Origin of the sequence: Rhizobium sp. AP16 (genome assembly GCF_000281735.1) — a bacterium.
In the GTDB taxonomy this organism is placed as follows: domain Bacteria; phylum Pseudomonadota; class Alphaproteobacteria; order Rhizobiales; family Rhizobiaceae; genus Rhizobium; species Rhizobium rhizogenes.
The window spans coordinates 1-17981 of record NZ_AJVM01000068.1; the positions used below are offsets into that span (position 1 = coordinate 1).

Annotated in this window: 14 protein-coding genes; 3 read left to right on the top strand and 11 right to left on the bottom strand. The window is 63.3% G+C overall.

Annotation, left to right across the window (positions count from 1 at the left end):
- Together PMI03_RS22030 and PMI03_RS22035 are read right to left on the bottom strand one after the other, a co-directional pair.
- A partial coding sequence (locus PMI03_RS22030; protein ID WP_007698205.1) for a branched-chain amino acid ABC transporter permease occupies positions 1-1212 on the bottom strand: 1212 nt, incomplete at its 3' end.
- Between the two features lie 139 nt (positions 1213-1351).
- Positions 1352-2539, bottom strand: a complete 1188-nt coding sequence (locus PMI03_RS22035; RefSeq protein WP_007698210.1) for an ABC transporter substrate-binding protein — start codon at positions 2537-2539, stop codon at positions 1352-1354.
- 253 nt (positions 2540-2792) lie between these two features.
- On the opposite strand from PMI03_RS22035, the gene PMI03_RS22040 reads away from it, so the two are divergent.
- Positions 2793-3278 (top strand): MarR family winged helix-turn-helix transcriptional regulator, encoded by a 486-nt coding sequence (locus PMI03_RS22040; protein WP_039974512.1) that lies wholly within the window; start codon positions 2793-2795, stop codon positions 3276-3278.
- A 54-nt stretch (positions 3279-3332) separates the two neighbouring features.
- Here the strand turns inward: PMI03_RS22040 and PMI03_RS22045 are convergent, their stop codons facing one another.
- The 7 genes from PMI03_RS22045 to PMI03_RS22075 are packed head-to-tail and all read right to left on the bottom strand — an operon-like array spanning position 3333 to position 12063.
- Entirely contained in the window at positions 3333-4514 is a 1182-nt protein-coding gene (locus PMI03_RS22045) for an acyl-CoA dehydrogenase (protein WP_007698217.1), read from the bottom strand.
- A 43-nt stretch (positions 4515-4557) separates the two neighbouring features.
- Positions 4558-6303, bottom strand: a complete 1746-nt coding sequence (locus tag PMI03_RS22050) for a hydantoinase B/oxoprolinase family protein (RefSeq protein ID WP_007698220.1) — start codon at positions 6301-6303, stop codon at positions 4558-4560.
- The gene (locus PMI03_RS22055; RefSeq protein WP_039974514.1) at positions 6300-8399 is read right to left on the bottom strand and encodes a hydantoinase/oxoprolinase family protein; all 2100 of its coding nucleotides are present in this window, start codon (positions 8397-8399) and stop codon (positions 6300-6302) included. The genes PMI03_RS22050 and PMI03_RS22055 overlap by 4 nt, the downstream gene beginning before the upstream one ends.
- A gap of 51 nt (positions 8400-8450) precedes the next feature.
- Positions 8451-9035 carry an amino acid synthesis family protein gene (locus PMI03_RS22060; RefSeq protein WP_007698229.1) on the bottom strand — a complete coding sequence of 195 codons (585 nt, stop codon included), beginning with the start codon at positions 9033-9035 and terminating at the stop codon, positions 8451-8453.
- Positions 9032-9616 carry an amino acid synthesis family protein gene (locus tag PMI03_RS22065; RefSeq protein WP_007698232.1) on the bottom strand — a complete coding sequence of 195 codons (585 nt, stop codon included), beginning with the start codon at positions 9614-9616 and terminating at the stop codon, positions 9032-9034. The genes PMI03_RS22060 and PMI03_RS22065 overlap by 4 nt, the downstream gene beginning before the upstream one ends.
- A complete protein-coding gene (locus PMI03_RS22070) occupies positions 9609-10550 on the bottom strand; it encodes a UPF0280 family protein (protein WP_007698235.1) in 942 nt (313 codons plus the stop codon). The genes PMI03_RS22065 and PMI03_RS22070 overlap by 8 nt, the downstream gene beginning before the upstream one ends.
- A 19-nt stretch (positions 10551-10569) precedes the next feature.
- Positions 10570-12063 carry a hypothetical protein gene (locus PMI03_RS22075; protein WP_007698238.1) on the bottom strand — a complete coding sequence of 498 codons (1494 nt, stop codon included), beginning with the start codon at positions 12061-12063 and terminating at the stop codon, positions 10570-10572.
- Positions 12064-12426: 363 nt separating this feature from the next.
- Here PMI03_RS22075 and PMI03_RS22080 point away from each other — a divergent pair, with 363 nt between their 5' ends.
- Positions 12427-12873: a MarR family winged helix-turn-helix transcriptional regulator gene (locus PMI03_RS22080; protein WP_007698241.1), complete on the top strand. Its 447-nt coding sequence runs from the start codon at positions 12427-12429 to the stop codon at positions 12871-12873.
- 142 nt (positions 12874-13015) lie between these two features.
- Positions 13016-13858, top strand: coding sequence for a ferredoxin--NADP reductase (locus PMI03_RS22085; protein WP_007698242.1), 843 nt, complete (start codon positions 13016-13018; stop codon positions 13856-13858).
- Between the two features lie 4 nt (positions 13859-13862).
- Here PMI03_RS22085 and PMI03_RS22090 read toward each other — a convergent pair whose 3' ends face one another.
- Together PMI03_RS22090 and PMI03_RS22095 are read right to left on the bottom strand one after the other, a co-directional pair.
- Positions 13863-17420: a molybdopterin cofactor-binding domain-containing protein gene (locus PMI03_RS22090; RefSeq protein ID WP_007698245.1), complete on the bottom strand. Its 3558-nt coding sequence runs from the start codon at positions 17418-17420 to the stop codon at positions 13863-13865.
- Positions 17417-17926 (bottom strand): (2Fe-2S)-binding protein, encoded by a 510-nt coding sequence (locus tag PMI03_RS22095; protein ID WP_039974517.1) that lies wholly within the window; start codon positions 17924-17926, stop codon positions 17417-17419. Before PMI03_RS22095 ends, PMI03_RS22090 begins: the two co-directional genes overlap by 4 nt.
- Positions 17927-17981 lie beyond the last annotated feature (55 nt).

Consider the following 17981-nt stretch of genomic DNA (forward strand, 5'->3'; position numbering starts at 1 on the left):
CCCCCCCGAGACGAGGGATATGCCAGCCGCAACCACAGGCCCGATGATGAGGGCGAGCTCCATCGGCGCGCCGAGCCACTGGACCGATAGTGCCGCCCCATAGGCGCCGAGGCCGAGGCTTGCGGCATGGCCGAAGGAGTCCAACCCACCCACCGACATCATGAACTGGAGACTGGTGGCGAAGATCACGGCGATCAGGACTTCGCTTGCGACCCCAAGGCCGTAATTGCCGAGCACCAGCGGCAGCAGGACCGCGCCAAGGATGAGCACGCCGGCAGCAGCGCGGCTGCGTGGGCCAAGTGGCTGCCACGTCGTCCTTGCCGCATAGCCGGCACGGGAGGCCGGCAACGGCTTGCCGAAGAAGCCCCAGGGACGCAGGACAAGGACGACCGCCATGACCACGAACATCAGCACCAGCGAAATACCCGGGAACACCAGGATACCGAAGGCGTTCAGCTCCGAGACGACGATGGCGGCGAGGAAAGCGCCGCCGATGCTGCCAAGCCCGCCGATCACCACCACCACGAAAACCTCCGTTATGACGGACAGATCCATGAAATGAGTAACGGCATCGCGCGGGATTTGCAGGCCGCCGCCGAAAGCGGCCAGGAAGACGCCGAGCGCGAAGACCCCGGTGAAAAGCCACTTCTGGTTCACGCCAAGCGCGCTGACCATGTCGCGGTCCTGGGTGGCCGCGCGCACCAGAATGCCCCATCGTGAGCGGTGCAGCAGCAGCCATAGCAGGCCGAGAACGGCGGGTCCGAGGGCAATGAGCACGAGATCATAGGCGGGAAAGGGCCGACCGAGGATCTCGACGGCGCCGGACAGTCCGGGCGCCCGTGGCCCGACGAGATCTTCAGGTCCCCAGATCAGCCGCACGCCGTCCTCGACGACGAGCGTAACGCCGAATGTGGCCAGAAGCTGCAACAGTTCGGGAGCGCGGTAGATGCGGCGCAGCAGCAGGATTTCCAGTAGAGCACCGCAGATTGCGACGATGGCGCCGGAGACAAGCAGTGCTGCCCAGAAGCCGAAGGCGCTCTCCCAGCGGGTCGTCAGGCTATAGGCGATATAGGCGCCAAGCATATAGAAGGCGCCATGGGCGAAATTGACGATGCGGGTCACGCCGAAGATCAGCGATAGTCCGGAGGCGACCAGGAACAGCGAGGCGGCATTGGAAAGCCCGGTCAGGAACTGCAGAAGATAAAGGTCCAACGGAGGCTCCCTGCCCATTTAACAAGGGTGGCATTCGATCCACGGAGCGAATGCCGGCGCAATGTGTTCTGACGGAATGCGTGTCCATCTTGCCGGCGGAAGGGCATGAAGCCGCGACCGCCGGCCTTTGACGGTTGCGCTAGGGGCGGAGCTTGGCGGCGTCGGCCTCGTCCGGCAGGAAGTCGTTGCCGCTATGGTACTGGAAATCGACCATCACGCCTTTTCCATCCTTGAGGGCGGTCTTGCCGATGAAGGCGCCGAGTGTCGATTGATGGTCCGCGGCACGATAGGTGATCGGGCCGAAGGGAGTGTCGACCGAAATGCCCTTGGCGGCGGCAATCAGCGCGTCCGTATCCGTCGACTTGGCCTTGGTCAGAATAGCGGCCATCGATTTGACCAACGCATAGCCGACCACCGAGCCGAGGCGGGGATAGTCGTTGTAGCGCTTCTGGTAAGCGTCGAGAAATGCCTTATGCGCGGGTGTGTCGACGGAATACCAGGGATAGCCGGTGACGATCCATCCTTCCGGCGTATCGGTCTTCAGCGGATCGAGATATTCCGGCTCGCCGGTCAGGAAGGAAACCACCGAGCGGCCCTTGAAGAGATCGCGGGTCGTGCCTTCGCGCACTAGCTTCACCAGATCAGCACCGAATTCGACATTGAGGATCGCATCCGGCTTGGCGGCCTCGATGGCCTGCGCCACGGAGCCGGCATCGATCTTGCCCTGCGGTGGCCATTGCTCGCCGACGAACTCCACATCGGGCCGGGCCTTCTGGAGCAGTTCCTTGAACACCGCCACGGCGCTTTGTCCGTATTCGTAGTTCGGCGCGATGGTTGCCCAGCGTTTTGCCGGCAGCTTGGCGGCTTCTTGCGCCAGCATGGCGGCCTGCACGTAGTTCGGCGGACGCAGGCGGAAGGTGTAGTCGTTCCCCTTCGACCAGATCATTGCGTCGGTCAGCGGCTCTCCGGCCAAGTAAAAGACCTTCTTCTGCTTGGCGAAATCGGCAACCGCCATGCCGACATTCGAGAAGAAGGAGCCGGAGATCATCACAACCCCTTCCTTTGCAACCAGCTCGTTGGCGGCCGTCAGCGCGTCGCCGGGCTTGCCGCCGTCGTCCTTGGAAATGATCACCAGCTTATCGCCGTTGATGCCGCCGGCCGCATTGATCTCGTCAAGTGCCAGTTGCCAGCCCTTCTTGTAGGGATCGGTGAAGGCGGGTAGCGCCGAATAGCTGTTGATCTCGCCGACCTTGATCTCGCCGGCCATTGCTTGTGTCCCGGCCGCCAGACAAAGGGCCGTACCCATAATCGCAAAAAGTCCTCTCATTTCCGTCCTCTCTGGATTGATCTGTTTTGATTCTTGTTATTACGGCACGTCATCGGCGGCATCGAATTTCGAGCGCGTGCAATCGCGATCCATAGCTTGTCGCCTTGAGGTATGATCTGGTGTGTTCACTATAAATGCAAGGTCTTTCTCTGTGTATTTTTTAGGCAAAATTGCCCTGAAATCCCGTATTTCCGGCTTGCCAATCGTTCGGAGAACGTGGAAGTTCGCGTGTACACACTAATCTTGGCAATGGATGGCTGATGTGAAGCACGATAGGCCGGATACCAATGACTATGACGTCACGCAGCAAGTGGGCCATCTGCTGCGCAGGGTGTATCAACGGCATCTTTCGATCTTCCAGGACAACGCCTCCGATCCCAATCTGACCTCGGTTCAGTTCGTTACCCTCTGCGCGCTGCGCGACCACGGGCCGAGTTCGCAGACCGAACTCGTCAAGGCCACGGCCGTCGATCAGGGCACGATCCGGGGCATCATCGAACGGCTGTCCGCACGGGGGCTGATTACCACCTCCGGGGACGAGCAGGACGGACGCAAGATCATCATGTCCTTGACGCTGGCGGCGGAGCACCTGCTGGACGAGATGATACCTGCGGCTCGTGTCATCAGCGAGCTGACGATGGCCGACCTCAATCCCGCCGAAAGAGTGGCCCTGCTTTATCTGTTGCGCCGTATTCTGAACTACCACGATGACAGATCATCGGGTGCGCCGGAGAAATAAACCGGCGAGAGATGCTGCCGTTCGACAGCATCTCTCTTTTTTGGCTATTCGGCCTCAGTTCGAAAAGGCGGCGATGCCGGTGATGGCGCGGCCGAGGATGAGGGCGTGGATGTCGTGGGTGCCCTCATAGGTGTTGACCACTTCGAGGTTGACGAGATGACGGGCAATGCCGAACTCGTCGGAAATGCCGTTGCCGCCAAGCATGTCGCGGGCGGCGCGGGCGATATCGAGCGCCTTGCCGCAGCTGTTGCGCTTCAGGATCGAGGTCAGCTCGACTGGCGGATGGCCATCTTCCTTCATCCGGCCGAGACGCAGGCAGCCTTGCAGCCCGAGCGTGATCTCGGTCACCATGTCGGCAAGCTTCTTCTGGATCAACTGATTGGCGGCAAGCGGCCGGCCGAACTGCTGGCGGTCGAGCACATATTGCCGCGCCTTGGCATAGCAATCTTCCGCAGCACCGAGCGCACCCCAGGCGATGCCGAAGCGGGCGGAGTTGAGGCAGGTAAACGGACCCTTGAGGCCGGAAACGTTGGGCAGCAGGTTTTCTTCCGGCACGAAGACATTCTCCATGACGACTTCGCCGGTGATTGAGGCACGCAGGCCGACCTTGCCATGAATGGCGGGCGCGGACAGGCCCTTCCAGCCCTTCTCCAGAATGAAGCCACGGATGACGCCATCCTCGGTCTTGCCCCAGACGACGAAGACATCGGCGATCGGCGCATTGGAGATCCAGGTCTTGGCGCCGGTGAGGCTATAGCCGCCGTCGACCTTCTTCGCCCGCGTCGCCATAGAGCCGGGGTCGGAGCCATGGTTCGGTTCGGTGAGGCCGAAGCAGCCGATCCATTCGCCGGTGGCAAGTTTTGGCAGGTATTTCTGCTTCTGCGCTTCCGACCCGAAGGCATCGATCGGCACCATGACGAGGGAAGACTGCACGCTCATCATCGAACGATAGCCGCTATCCACACGCTCCACTTCGCGGGCGATCAGGCCGTAGGCGACGTAGCCGAGGCCGGCGCCGCCATATTCGGGCGCAATCGTCGGCCCGAGCAGGCCGAGTTCGCCCATCTCGCGGAAGATCGAGGGGTCGGTCTTCTCATGGCGGAAAGCGTCGAGCACGCGGGGCGCCAACTTCTCCTGCGCATAAGCATGGGCTGTGTCCAGCACCATGCGTTCGTCATCGTTCAGCTGCTCCACCAGCCGGAACGGATCGGCCCAGTCGAATATCTCGCGGCTCATGCTCTCGTCTCCCAATTCTCTCTTTTCTCAATCACAGCTTAGTCTACGCCTTGCGGCTGGCGCGGGCTCGCTCGGTGGCGGCCGCATCCGGATGGCAATCCGCTGTTACGACAACGCCAAACAGATCGAGCGCTTCGGTCGATGTATAACGACCGAGCCGCACATCTTCTACAACGGCTAGCGGGTCGCGTGTCAACGGGTCGCCATAGCCGCCGCCGCCCGGCGTGCCGACGCGGACGCGGTCGCCGGGTTTCAGCGCGATGTCCTGCGCTTTCGACAAATGCTCCGGCGTCATCGCTTCGCCGCCGCGCCAGACCGTGACGCTGTTCGTCCGACCGTCGCTGCCGCCAAGCGCGCCCTGCGGCCCGAAACGACCGTGATCCATGACGAAGCTCGCGGTCGCGGCACCGCGCCTAAGTTCGATCTCGTAGTCGAGACCGAAGCCGCCGCGATGTTTGCCGGCACCGCCGGACCCTTCGCGAAGGGCATAGCGATGATAGAGGACTGGGAACTGCTGCTCCATGATCTCGACCGGCGGCGCCTTGGAAATGCCGATGGTCGAGCAACCGTTGGCAAGCCCGTCGTGATCGCTGTTGCCGCCATAGCCGCCGCCGGAAATCTGGTACATGACGTAGCCGCGCCCGCGTTCCGGATCGTGGCCGCCCAGCGCAAAATTGCCGGAGCTTCCGGCGGGCGACGCCGTCACCCGGTCGGGCAGCGCCTCTACCAGGGCTGCAAATACCGCCTCTGCGATACGCTGGCTGACTTCCGCGGCACAACCCGAAACCGGGCGCGGATAATGAGCGTCGAGGAAGGTTCCCTCAGGCGTCTTCACCTTCAACGGCTCGAAGGCGCCGGCGCTGATCGGGACGTCCGGGAAGATATGGCGCATGGCGAGATAGACGGAGGATAGCGTCGTCGCCAATACCGAATTCATGGGCCCGGCGCAGGGCTTCGACGATCCCTCGAAATCGAAAGAGAGTTCGTCGCCCGTCGCGGTGATCGTCAGGCGGATTTCGAGGGGTTCGTTGACCACGCCGTCGCTGTCGATATAGGCGACAGAGCGGTAGGTGCCTTCCGGGATCAGCCGGATATTGGCGCGCATCTGCTCGGCCGCTCGACGGCGCAGCTCACCGATCGCTTGGGCGACCGTATCGTCGCCGTATCGTTCGAGAATACGCACCAGCCGTTCCTGACCGACCAGAAGGGCGGCGGCTTGAGCTTTCACATCGCCGATGCGTTGTTCGGAAACGCGGATATTCGAGCAGATGATCGCGTAGATCTCGGTGTCGAGCTTGCCTTCCTTGAAGAGCCGCACCGGCGGCAGGCGCAAGCCTTCCTGCTCGACTGAAGTGGCCGAGGCCGAAAAACCGCCGGGGACGGCACCGCCCGTATCCGGCCAATGGCCGGTGTTCGACAGCCAGCAAAAGATCTCGCCGTTTCTATAGACCGGCATCGCAAAACGAACGTCCATCAGATGCGTGCCGCCAAGATAGGGGTCGTTGACGATATAAATATCGCCCGGCTTCGGCGCGGCGGCCTTGCCGGAGGCGATCATCTCGATCAGCGTGCGCGTCGAATATTGCATGGTGCCGACGAAGACCGGCAGGCCGCCGGCGCCCTGGGCGATCAGCGAGCCGTCTTCGGCCGAATAAATGCCGTCCGAACGGTCATTGGCCTCGGCGATGACGGGCGAGAAGGCGGCGCGGGAAAAGGTCAGGTCCATTTCATCGCAGACCTGCTGCAGGCCGGACTGGATGACGCTCAGCGTGATGGGGTCGATGCTCATTGGCCGGCTCCGATCGAGATAATGATATTGCCGTCGTCGTCCTGGTTGGCGACGTCGCCTGGCTCGAGAATGATGGTCGTGTCCATCTGCTCGATGATCGCCGGCCCCGATATCGTTGCCTTGATCGGCAGGTGATCGCGCCAATAGATCGGCGTCTCCCGCCAGCCGTCGAACCAGACCGAACGCGTGCCGGTCTGCGCCTCGGCAAGCGTCGACTTGCGTCCGGCCGCATCGATCAGCATCGACAGATCGATCTCGGTGCGCCGGCCGATGACCGAGGTGTTGACGTTGACGAGGCTGGCGCGGATTTCCGGGAGCTCGACATGGAAGCGGTTGAAATAGGCCTCCTCGAACCGTGCCTGCAATTCAGCCCTGGTCGGCATGGCGCTTGGCAGCGGCACGCGCAGCAGATGCGTCTGGCCGATGAACTGCATGTCGACGGAATAGATCTCACGGATCTCGCGAATGGCGACCGCTTCCTTGCCGATCAGACGCCGCCCTTCCGCCGATTGCTTTTCGAAGAGTGCGTGCACGACATCCATATCGGCGACATCGAGCGGGCGGTTGACGGTATTGACGAAATCGTGCCGGAGATCGGCGACAACACAGCCGAGCGCATTGGTGATCCCAGGACGAGACGGCGTCAGTACCCTTGGAATGCCGAGCTCCCGCGCGATTGCGGTCGCGTGCAGCGGGCCGGCGCCGCCGAAGGAGAACAGCGCGAAATCGCGCGGATCCTCACCGAGGCTGACCGAGACCATGCGTACGGCGTCGGCCATGCGGGCATTGGCGATGCGGATGACGGCAGCGGCCGCTGCCGTGGCATCAAGCCCGAGCGGCCGTCCGAGCTTTTCCTCGAACAGCTCGCGGATGCCGTCGATGGAAATGCCGCCAGGAACCGAGTTGAGCTTGGAGGGGTTGAGACGGCCGAGCAGCAGGTTGGCGTCGGAGATAGTCGGCGTTGTGCCGCCGCGGCCATAGCAGATCGGCCCCGGCATGGCGCCGGCGCTTTCCGGGCCGACCTGGAGGAGGCCTGCGGCGGTGACCTTGGCGATCGAGCCACCGCCGGCGCCGACGGTACGAACATCGACCATCGGCACATGGATCGGCATGGCATATTCGATCTCGATCTCGTTGGAGACCGCCGGTTCGGCGTTGCGGATGAGGGCAACGTCGGTGGACGTACCGCCCATGTCATAGGTGATGAGGTTGGGGATGCCGGCGCGGCGGCCGGTATAGGCGGCGGCCATGACGCCGGAGGCGGGGCCGGACATGACGGTCTTTGCGGCTTCCTTGGCGACGTGGCGGGCGGAGACCATGCCGCCATTGCCGTTCATGACGAGAACGTCGTGCCTGTAGCCCTTGGACGCGAGCTGGTCGGCCAGGCGCTTGATATAGCGCGCCAGCAGCGGCTGCACAGACGCATTGACGGCCGCCGTCACGCCGCGCTCGAACTCGCGGCTTTCGGACAGAAGCGCATGGCCGAGCGTGATGTTGTCGTTTGGCCAGATCTCTGCGGCGATCTCGCCGGCGCGCAATTCATGCGCCGGATTGGCGTAGGCATGCAGGAAGTGGATGACCAGCGACTGGCAACCTGTGTCCACCAAAGCTTTCAAGGCGATGCGAAGCGCCTCCTCATCGAGCGGGATCAGCACGTTGCCGGCGGCATCCATGCGCTCGGGAACTTCGAGCCTGAGATCGCGCGGGATGATCGGACGAAACTCGCCCTTCATGCCGTAGGGGTTCGGGCGTGTGCGCCGGCCTAGTTCCAGCACATCGCGAAAGCCGCGGGTGGTGATGAGACCCGTTCGGCAGAGATTGCGCTCAAGGACGGCATTGGTGGTGGTGGTGGTGCCGTGAACGATCAGGTCGAGCGCTGCGACATCGGCTTCCGCCGCATCCAGCGCGTTGAGAACACCGAAAGCTTGATTGTCGAGCGTGGTCGGCGTCTTGGCGAGACGGACCTTGCCGGAGACCGTGTCGAAGAGCACGAGATCGGTAAATGTGCCGCCGACATCGATACCCGCGACCTGCGATTGTTCAGGTGTCGGGCCCGATGGTTCATTTGAATTAGACTGAGTCACGACTGTTCCCATTATTGTTTGTATGCAAATGAATCCACGACGCCACGATCTTGGAGCGTGCCCCTAGCGCAGGCCATCCTTGCCTTCGACATCCGACGCCTTCAGCCCGCCGACGCGGGCAAGCGGCCTGCCGCTATCCGTGACGGCAACGGCCACCATGATTTCCGCCGGACGTGGCGCATCGGCGAGGCTCACCTCCATCCCGTCGAAATGCGACCGCACATAGGCGGCATCCTTGTGCCCGAGCGGAATATCGAGGGGCCGGCCGGGGCCGCCGCGCTTCTTCGAGGATGGCACCAATGCGGCGCCTTTTTCCAAGGCCTCACGCAGCGGCTTTCCGAGTGAGGGATGCAGCAGGGCGGCTGCATGTTCCAGCTCGCCATCTTCGCCGACCAGCGCCGCCTTGCCATAGCTTTCGGCCTGCGCTGGGGAAATCCCGAGCGCTTCGACGCATTTGCGGCCAAGCAGGCCGCCAAGTTCCGCACCGATGTCAATCAGCGGCGTCAGATCCTCGACATAGTGGCCGGCGAAAGGATTGGCGATGACGGCCACGGCCGCCGCCTTGCGCGTCGGCGGCGAGATGGTTTGACCCATCTCGCTCAGTGTCTCCTCGATAAAGACGGTGATCTTGCGGATCTCGGTGGTCAACGCAGGCCGTCCTCGCCCTTGATGTCCTCGGCCTTGAGGCCGCCGCTGCGCGCATGGACGCGCGGACCGGTGGTCATCACCAGCACGACCGCCATCTCGTTGGCCCGAGGACCGTCCGGCACGCCGACTTCGATCGAGTCGAAATGGCTGCGCACATAGGAGGCGTTGATATGGGTGACCGGGACGTCCAGCCGCGTGCCGGGGCCGCCGACCTTCTTCGAGGAGGGGACAATCGCCTTGGCGCCGCCCAGCACCTCGCGCATGGCGTAGCCGCCCGGCGCATGCCAGAGCGCGCCATGTTCCAGTTCACCGGCCTGACCGACGATGATGCCCTTGCCGTAGCCCTCGACAATGGTGGGATCGCCACCAAGCGCCGCGACCAGCCGGTTTGCCATATCGAGGCCTAGCGGTTCCAGATCCTTCATGAACCCGGTGATTTCCTCATGATAGCGGCCGGCAAACGGGTTCTCGATGACGGCGACGATCGCGCCCCGCTTCAGCGGTTTTGCGACGGGCTTGCCGCCTTCGTGATAAATCTCCTCGATGACGGTGAGGAACTTGCGGATCTTGACGTCAGGCATTGGAAAACCGCTCCATGGATTGATCGATTGAAAGAGGTGAAGCTGCAAATGGCTTAGCTGCGGCCGGCATGGCGAGCAGGCCCTGGTTTTTGAGAAAGAGGCCGGCGCGATCGATGAGGCCGAGCGCGATGAAGTGCTCTGCTCTGGCAAGGCCGCGCGAAAGAGCCGTGTCGATTTCCGCATCGGTCAGGGGGCCGCAGCCGGTGACGACGAGGCGCTCGCCGAGATCGCTGTCGTCGACGACGTCGATGGCGCGCGCTCGGCTGATGGCGGCGTGGCCGGGGAGATCAACCGCGTTGGCAATGAGCGTGACCGCAGCGTCGGCCGCCGCCGCATTCGCCGCCAATACGGTCACCGAGTCGGCAATCCCCATCGACAGGCTGCGCCCGCCGCGTCCACTGGTGGCGATGCCGTGCGCGGGGCTGGAAGCGTATAGCGCGAAATCGCCGAGCGCTGCGCCATCCTCGCGCGCCATGCGGACATGAAATTCCGCGTCGCCGTCGAGATGGACGGCAATGTCGCCGCCATTGTTGACATAGGCACGGAGAGGGCGGTCGCCGTTATCGAATGCCTCCAGCATCGCCGCAAGGATTTCGTCGGCGACGGCACCGGCAACGGCTGCCATCGACGTGATGAAATGATCAGCGGCAAAGGGCCGGACCGCGGCGACCATGCGCCGGGCGACCGAGCCCGTGGGCATCGCGCTGCCAATTTCGGCGGGAGCGCGCAGCTGAGGCAGCTCGCTCACAAGCTCGTCAAGGACAGTCTGGAAACGGGCGGTTGCAGCGGCGAAAGCACGAGCACGCCGTTCGGCTTCGCCCTTGCGGGCCGCGCCGCCGTCATCGACGCCAATGATGAGATCGATCGGCCCGTGCTGCAGATGCAGCCGGCCGTTCGGATCGCCATCGAGATATCGGGCAACAGGCCGCGACATGCTATCGCTCCCTTTGCCGTCAGGCGCCCCACCGGAAGTTTCGGCTTTCCGTCGGCCAGGGGCCTCGGCCGATCGGCGTGACCTTGCGTTCGGCCACTTCCAGCGCCTGCTCGATCGGCATGACAGCCTCCATATGGCCGCCGAGCGCGCGGTAGTCATCGAGCCGCATGGTGAATTCGATCGGCGCGACGAGCGCGGGTGTCGGCACATAGCCGAAGGCATTGCTCGGCATTTGCGTCACATCGGCCATGACGGTGATACCGCCGCCCGGCCAGACATAGGCCGGGACGCCGCCGCAGGAAACATGGGTCAGTGCTTCCTTGACGGAACGCGTCAGGCGGACGGGGTTCGTGGTGACGCCGGCGCGCAGACTGCCGCCGGCGCCGCCGATGAACAGGACCGAGGTCAGTGCCGGCTCGCAGTTTTCGGCGATGATCTCGACCGATTCCTGCAAGGCTGCCGGAAGGATCGTCTGCAGCTCCGGCCGCAGATTGTCGTCGAGAATATAGTAGCCGTATTGCTCGCCGGTGGTCGATACCATCAGCAAGCGCATGCCCGGCCAGGCGGTCTTGGGGTCGAAATCGCCGAGGATCGTCAGGGGGTCGGAGATGTTGGTGCCACCCCAGCCAATGCCGGGCTCGGCGACCTGGAAATAGCGGCCGGGCGTCGAGCGCCGGCCCTTGATGCGAATGCCGGTGGCTGGCACGTCGAGCAGGCGTCCGGCCTGGTGTTCGGAGAGAACGCCGGTAATATGGTCGTCGACAACGACGACCTCATCGACATGGCCCATCCACTGCTTGGCGAACATGCCGATGGTGGCCGAGCCGCAGCCGACGCGCATGCGGCTTTCCTCGACGTCGTTGATCACTGGTGCAGCGCCTGCCTTGATGGTCAGGCTGACCCCGCCGTCGACCTGCATGTCGACGGCTTCGCCATTACAGAGTTTCAAGAGCGCGTCGCAGGTAACACGGCCCTCCTTCTTCGAACCGCCGGTCAAGTGGTGGACGCCGCCGAGCGACAGCATCTGCGAGCCGTATTCGCCTGTTGTGACATGGCCGATGGCTTCGCCGTCGACCAGCACGGTTGCGGTTTCCGGGCCGAGAAAGCGGTCGGTGTCGATCTTCACCTTGGCGCCGCAATAGCTGAAGATGCCTTCGGTGACGACGGTCACCATGTCGACGCCGTTTTCCTTCTGCGAGACGATGAAGGGAGCAGGCTTATAATCGGGATAGGTCGTTCCGGCGCCGACGGCCGTGACGAAGCGTCTGGTGGCGTGAACGATGTCGCCATCCCATTCGCTCTCGCCCGGCTGGGCGAGGAACGGCACGACATTGCCGCCTTCGGAAATGGTGTTCTCGATGATCGTCAGCGGATCGACGCGGATCAACTCGCCGCCGATATTGGCATAGCGATCGCAGGCGCCGGAGCGGCCGTCGGAGATGTAGCACATGACGGGACAGGCATCGCAGCGTATCTTGCCGTTCGCGACGCTTTCCACGCGTTGCTTGACCATGCCACTCTCCATTTTAACGCGGCCGCTCGTCCTATGGTGCTGCCATCAGCCCATGGACAGATATTTGACCGTCATTGTTCCCAATTTTTCATTTGTATGCGAATGAGTATCAGCCCGTCTGCCGGTCCTGTCAAGCGAGGGAGGGGAGCTCTGATGAAAATGCTGTCGCCGGAACAAATGCATGTCGTCGCTGCCTCCGATTGGTCCGGTTCTCGAAGGGCTGTGGCGTTGACAAATATCGTCTTCAAAGTAGAGGCTTGCGGCCTCGAGCGTTTACATCAACACACAATGACGCTCTAATCTCTTGAATCCAGAACAGCTTATTGATGTCGCAACCATATGCGCAGATCCGGGGCGGGACAAATGCAGAAATCGCGTGAAGACAAACAATCCGCCGCGCCGGAATACCATGTCGATCGGCAGGTCGGGTTCTTTCTCCGGCAGGCCAACCAGCGGCATGTCGCGATCTTCGCCAATGTCATCGGCGACAAGCTGACGACGACCCAATGGTCGGCACTTTCGAAGCTCAAGGAAATCCAGCCCTGCTCGCAAAACCAGCTCGGGCGCGAGACGGCGATGGATGTCGCGACCATCAAGGGGGTCGTGGATCGCCTGGTGAAACGCGGCTTTGTCGCAACCGCGCCGGACCAGAATGACGGCCGCCGGGTCGTCCTGTCGTTGACCGAAGACGGCCTCGCCGTCATCGCCGCGAATGTCGGTGCTGCGCTTGTCGCGACTGAAGGCACGTTGGCGCCGCTCACCTCAGGCGAGCGGATGATGTTCCTCGAACTGCTGCAGAAAATCTGCTGAGCTGCTACTCTAAAGCCCTCGATCCCCATCCTTCTGCCTTTGGCGCTGGCGTAACATCGTCTTGTCCGCGCAAGGAATGGATTGCACAGTAAAATTCATTCGTGTACAAATGAATATGGGTGACCAAAGCGAGGGAAGACGGATGAGCTTGTCAACGGAAGAAGTAGTCATCATTGACGGTCAGCAGGCGGGTTCCGCACCGGCCTTTCCGATCCCTGCCAATGTCTTTGTCCAGACGGTGACCGAGGTCCGGCATTTCACCGACCGGCTGTTCAAGTTCCGCATCACGCGGCCGGCGGAATTCCGCTTCCGGTCCGGCGAGTTCATCATGATCGGCCTGCCGAATGCCGAAAAGCCGGTCTTCCGCGCCTACTCGATCGCCAGCCCCTTCTGGGACGAGGAAATCGAATTCTATTCCATCAAGGTCCCGGGCGGCCCGCTGACGGAGCATCTGCAGAAAATCGTGCCCGGCGACACCGTGCTGATGCGCAAGAAGCCGACCGGTACGCTGGTGCTCGACGCGCTGATCCCAGGCAAGCGGCTCTACCTCCTTTCGACCGGCACCGGCGTTGCGCCTTTTGCAAGCCTGATCCGCGATCCGGAGACTTACGAGAAATTCGAGGAAATCGTCCTCATCCAGACCTGCCGTGACGTGGACGAACTCACCTACATCACACAAATGGTCGAGACGCTGAAGGACGATCCGTTGATCGGCGAGCTCGTCGGCGAGCGGCTGCGTCTGCATACGACGACGACGCGCGAACCCTTTGCGCGCATGGGCCGGATCACCGACCTTTTGACCAGCGGCAAGTTCTTCGAAGAGACCGGCCTGCCGCGCATCAACCCGGATGAGGATCGCGGCATGATCTGCGGCTCGGCGGCGATGTTGAAGGATACCAAGGCTGTTCTGGAATCCTTCGGCCTCATCGAAGGCGCCAATAATGCCCCGGCCACCTTCGTCATCGAGCGCGCCTTCGTCGGCTAAGCCCTCAATCCATCGGCTGGGCGGCGCGAGCGCGTTCGATCGCCGCGCCAAGTTCCTGCCATGCAGGCTTGTCGGGGGCGAAGCGTACGCGCAGATAGGCGGCGAGGTCGGTGAGCTGGCGATCGCTTAAGGCTTCGCCATAGGCTGGCATGGACATGATCTCGGCGGCATCTGCGCCCGCCTTCTGGGCAAACAGCGCCGGAGCCTGCGCCCCGTGCATCATCGTCAGCAGCACATTATCGGGACGGTCGGCGTGCAGGTTGCTATTGAAGGCGAGCGATCCGAGCGGCGAAGCCTCGGTGTGACAGGCTGAGCAAGCACCTTCAAAGAGGCGTGCGCCCACCGGCGCGATCCGTGCTGCCGTGGCCTCCGCCGCTTTTGTGTTGGCGAGTGCGGCCGTTTGTTGCGCGACAACACCCTCTTCCGTTTGGCCCGAGAAGCTTGCCAGATACGTCGCCATGGCCTGGATATCGCTGTCCGGAAGCGGGGCGAGCGCCCTGACGACCGAGCCCATCGGGCCGCCGGCGCTGCCGTGGCCTTTGGCGGAGCCGGTGCGCAGATAGTCGTAGAGAGCGGTTTGGCTCCAGCCGACGGGGGCGAGGCCCGCGCCGTTCAGCGCCGGTGCATCCCAGCCGTCCGCAAGGCCACCTGTGAGATGGAAGTCACCCTTCTTTTCCGCACCGAGCGCATTGCGCGGCGTGTGGCAGGCGCCGCAATGGCCGAGCGTTTCGACGAGATAAGCGCCGCGGTTCCAGGCTTCACCCTTTGTTGCATATGTCGGCACCGTCCGACTGCCCGCAAAAAGCATGTTCCAGCCGGCCAGCAATGGCCGGATGTTGAAGGGAAAGCGCAAGGCATTGTCAGCGGTCTTTGTGGCGGAAGGTGTCTGCGTCATCAGGAAGGCATAGAGCGCCTGAAGATCGGCATCGGTGGCGCCGGCGAAAGACAGATAAGGGTGGACCGGGTAGAGATGTTTTCCATCACGCCGCACGCCCTGCCGCATCGCCCGTTCGAAGGCCGGATAGGACCAGGCGCCGATGCCGTTTTCGGCGTCGGGCGTGATATTCGTGGCATGAACCACGCCGAAGGGCGTGTCGAAGGCGCGGCCGCCGGCAAAGGGCGTTCCGTCTGGTCCGGTATGACAGACATTGCAGGCGCCAATCGCGGCCGCCAGGCGTCCACGCTCGATCGTGGTGGCGCTGTAGGTGTCGGGGTCCGGTCGCGTGATTTCCGGATAAGCGCCACGCCAGGGCGAGGCGGCGAGAATGCCGCCCGCCAATACGCCCGCGACGATACCGCCCGCTCCTGCGAACATTGACCCTCGCCGCCACCATGGTTTCTTGATCGGCGTCGGAGGAGCGAGTGCCGGCAGCGTTTCACCAAGGGCGGCGAGCACGCGCTCCGGTGTCAGCGGCAGTTCGCGGAACCGGATGCCGGTGGCGTCGAAGACGGCATTGACGATTGCCGCCGCAGACGGGACCGAGGCGGATTCACCGGCGCCGCGTGGTTCTTCGTCCTGGCGCAACAGCATCAGCACGTCGATCTCAGGCACCTCCGGGAAGGTGATGATCGGGTAGCCGCCCCATTCGGCACTCTCGACGGCGGTGCTGGAGAAATCCACTTTTTCCTTCAGCACGCGGCTGGTGGACTGGATGACATTGCCGTGGATCTGGTGGCGCACGCCATCCGGATTGATCATCATGCCGGAATCCTGGCCGACGGTCACGCGCGTGACCGCGATCTCGCCGGTCTTGCGGTTGACGGCGACATCGGCGACCCAGGCCGACCAGGCGGCCGGCGTTCCCGGGAACTTGCCGTGGACATAGAGCGCATAGGCAAAGCCCCGGCCATAAAGCAGGTCGCCCTCGCCGCCCCTCGTTCCCGGTTCCGTGCGCGGCGTCCAGCCGGCGCGTTCGGTCACGGCATGGACCAGATCGACTGCTCTTGGATCCTTCAGGTAGCGCAGTCGGTATTCGACCGGATCGACCTTGGCCGCGAAAGCGAGTTCGTCGATATAGCTTTCATGCGCAAAACTGTTCGGCATGGCCGAAACGCCGCGAAACCACGAGGCCCGCGCGATCGGCGGCATGTCCTGCACGGCGATACGCATATTGCTGAAAGCATAGGGCGGGATCGCCGTCCGATCGCCCATGTCCGACGTCGCCGTGATGTTCGAGGCTTTGCCGGTCAGGATCAGGGCAAGCGTCGGCGACAGGTTCGACGGATAGCGCGTCTCGAAATCGTAAGCCGCCGGGCCGCCTTCGAGATCGAGCCCGCCGCGCACGTCGATCACCTGCGCGGCCCCCTTCGGTTCCCAGCCATGCTCCTGTTCGCGGGTGAGCTGCACGCGCACCGGCCGCCCGACCGCACGCGACAAAAGGGCGGCGTCGGCGGTCACGTCGTCGGCGCAATTGCGCCCATAGCAGCCGGCAGCCTCCAGCCGCTCGACGAGGACTGCCTCTTCCGGCATGTCGAGAAGAAGCGCCAGATCGCGACGCATCGGGTAGGGGTTCTGCGTTCCCGACCAGACGACCAGCCGCTCCGTGTGCCAATCGGCGACGGCGCAGGATGGGCCGATGGAGCCATGCATCTGATAGGGCCAGACGTAGCTGCGGTCAAAACGCGGAGATGCGCCTTCGAGCGCGCGCTCGACATCGCCCTGATCGGCAAGAATGCGCTTCGTGGCCGGATTATCGCGCAGCGCCTGTTCCGGATTGTTGAGGTCGGGCAGGAGCGGCGGATCGCGCCATATGACTGCGAGCCGGCGTGCAGCCTCCGCCGCGTTTTCCTCGCGCGTGGCGACGACGCCGACGAAATCGCCGATCGCCACCACCCCGACCAGGCCGGGAATATCGGCGATCGAGGCTTCGTCGACGGAGATCAGGCTCTGGCCGACATGCGGGCCATGGTCGAAGCCGACATAGGGTGGCCGGACGACGCGGCCATGCAGCATGTCCGGCACGCGGACATCGTGGACATAGGTCCATTGCCCCGTCGCCTTGGCGGCGATGTCGTTGCGCGGCTGCGGCTTGCCGACGATCCTGTAGTTCTCGACCGATTTGATCGGCGCGGTGGCGTCGATGACGATCCGCTCATGGCGCCCGGCGATCAGCTCGCCGAAGGTGACCGACCAGTTTGCCGATGCATCCGGGTGAATAATGCCTTCTTCGATTGAGAGCGTCTGTGGCGTGACGCCATAGCGAAGAGCCGCCTGCTGAAGAAGCCAGCGTCGTGCCGTTGCCGCAGCCTGGCGCAGCGGTATCGCCGTCACCTGAATGGTTTCGCTGGCGATCGTCGCGCCCTGATCGGGTGCCGCCGTCGTGCTGCCGAGCACCATCCGGACCCGGTCGAAAGGCAGGTCGAGCTCTTCGGCGACGATCTGTGCCAGGGCCGTCCGGATGCCGGTGCCGAGATCAACATGGCCGTTGAAGGCGCTGGCGGTTCCATCGGGATGAAGGGCAAGGAAGATGTCGGGATGGAGTGCATCTCCCGGCTTGATCACCAGCAGGATTTCATCCGCTTCGAGATAGCGGGCGCGAGGCGTCTCCTGCGGCGCGGTCATGGCGCATCCTCCGCAATGGCTGAGGAGGGAAGGGCGGCCATCAGTTCGCTGGCGCGGCGGGCGGCAGCAAGGATCTCGATATGCGTGCCGCAGCGACAGAGATGGCGCTTAAGAGCCGCGCGAATGGCGGTCTCGTCCGGCTGCGCATCACGAAGAAGCAGGGCAGTGGTTGCGATGATCATGCCGTTCAGGCAATAGCCGCATTGCGCGGCTTGCTTTTCGATGAAGGCCTGCTGCACCGGATGCAGCTTGTCCTTTGTGCCGAGACCCTCGAGGGTGACGATGGCGCGTCCTTCGGCAGCTGCCGCCGATATCGTGCAGGCACGCACGGCGCGCTTGCCGATCAGCACCGCGCAGGCGCCGCATTCGCCGAGACCGCATCCGAATTTCGGCCCGTTGAGACCGAGATCGTTGCGCAGGATATAGAGGAGTGGCGTTTCGGGGGACAGGTCGAGCGTGTGGCGGCGCCCATTGACATCAAGGGCGATCGGACGAGTCTTCACCACATCTCCCTTCCTGTCACGAGCAAGATGGAATGGATCGTCATCTCCCGAGATGGCG

Excerpts from the sequence above, each read along its gene's own strand:
- PMI03_RS22050 (WP_007698220.1), bottom strand. The coding sequence starts at position 6,303 with ATGAGCATCGACCCCATCACGCTGAGCGTCATCCAGTCCGGCCTGCAG.
- PMI03_RS22080 (WP_007698241.1), top strand. The coding sequence starts at position 12,427 with ATGCAGAAATCGCGTGAAGACAAACAATCCGCCGCGCCGGAATACCAT.
- PMI03_RS22035 (WP_007698210.1), bottom strand. The coding sequence starts at position 2,539 with ATGAGAGGACTTTTTGCGATTATGGGTACGGCCCTTTGTCTGGCGGCC.
- PMI03_RS22090 (WP_007698245.1), bottom strand. The coding sequence starts at position 17,420 with ATGACCGCGCCGCAGGAGACGCCTCGCGCCCGCTATCTCGAAGCGGAT.
- PMI03_RS22040 (WP_039974512.1), top strand. The coding sequence starts at position 2,793 with ATGGCTGATGTGAAGCACGATAGGCCGGATACCAATGACTATGACGTC.
- PMI03_RS22070 (WP_007698235.1), bottom strand. The coding sequence starts at position 10,550 with ATGTCGCGGCCTGTTGCCCGATATCTCGATGGCGATCCGAACGGCCGG.
- PMI03_RS22045 (WP_007698217.1), bottom strand. The coding sequence starts at position 4,514 with ATGAGCCGCGAGATATTCGACTGGGCCGATCCGTTCCGGCTGGTGGAG.
- PMI03_RS22075 (WP_007698238.1), bottom strand. The coding sequence starts at position 12,063 with ATGGTCAAGCAACGCGTGGAAAGCGTCGCGAACGGCAAGATACGCTGC.
- PMI03_RS22065 (WP_007698232.1), bottom strand. The coding sequence starts at position 9,616 with ATGCCTGACGTCAAGATCCGCAAGTTCCTCACCGTCATCGAGGAGATT.
- PMI03_RS22085 (WP_007698242.1), top strand. The coding sequence starts at position 13,016 with ATGAGCTTGTCAACGGAAGAAGTAGTCATCATTGACGGTCAGCAGGCG.
- PMI03_RS22055 (WP_039974514.1), bottom strand. The coding sequence starts at position 8,399 with ATGGGAACAGTCGTGACTCAGTCTAATTCAAATGAACCATCGGGCCCG.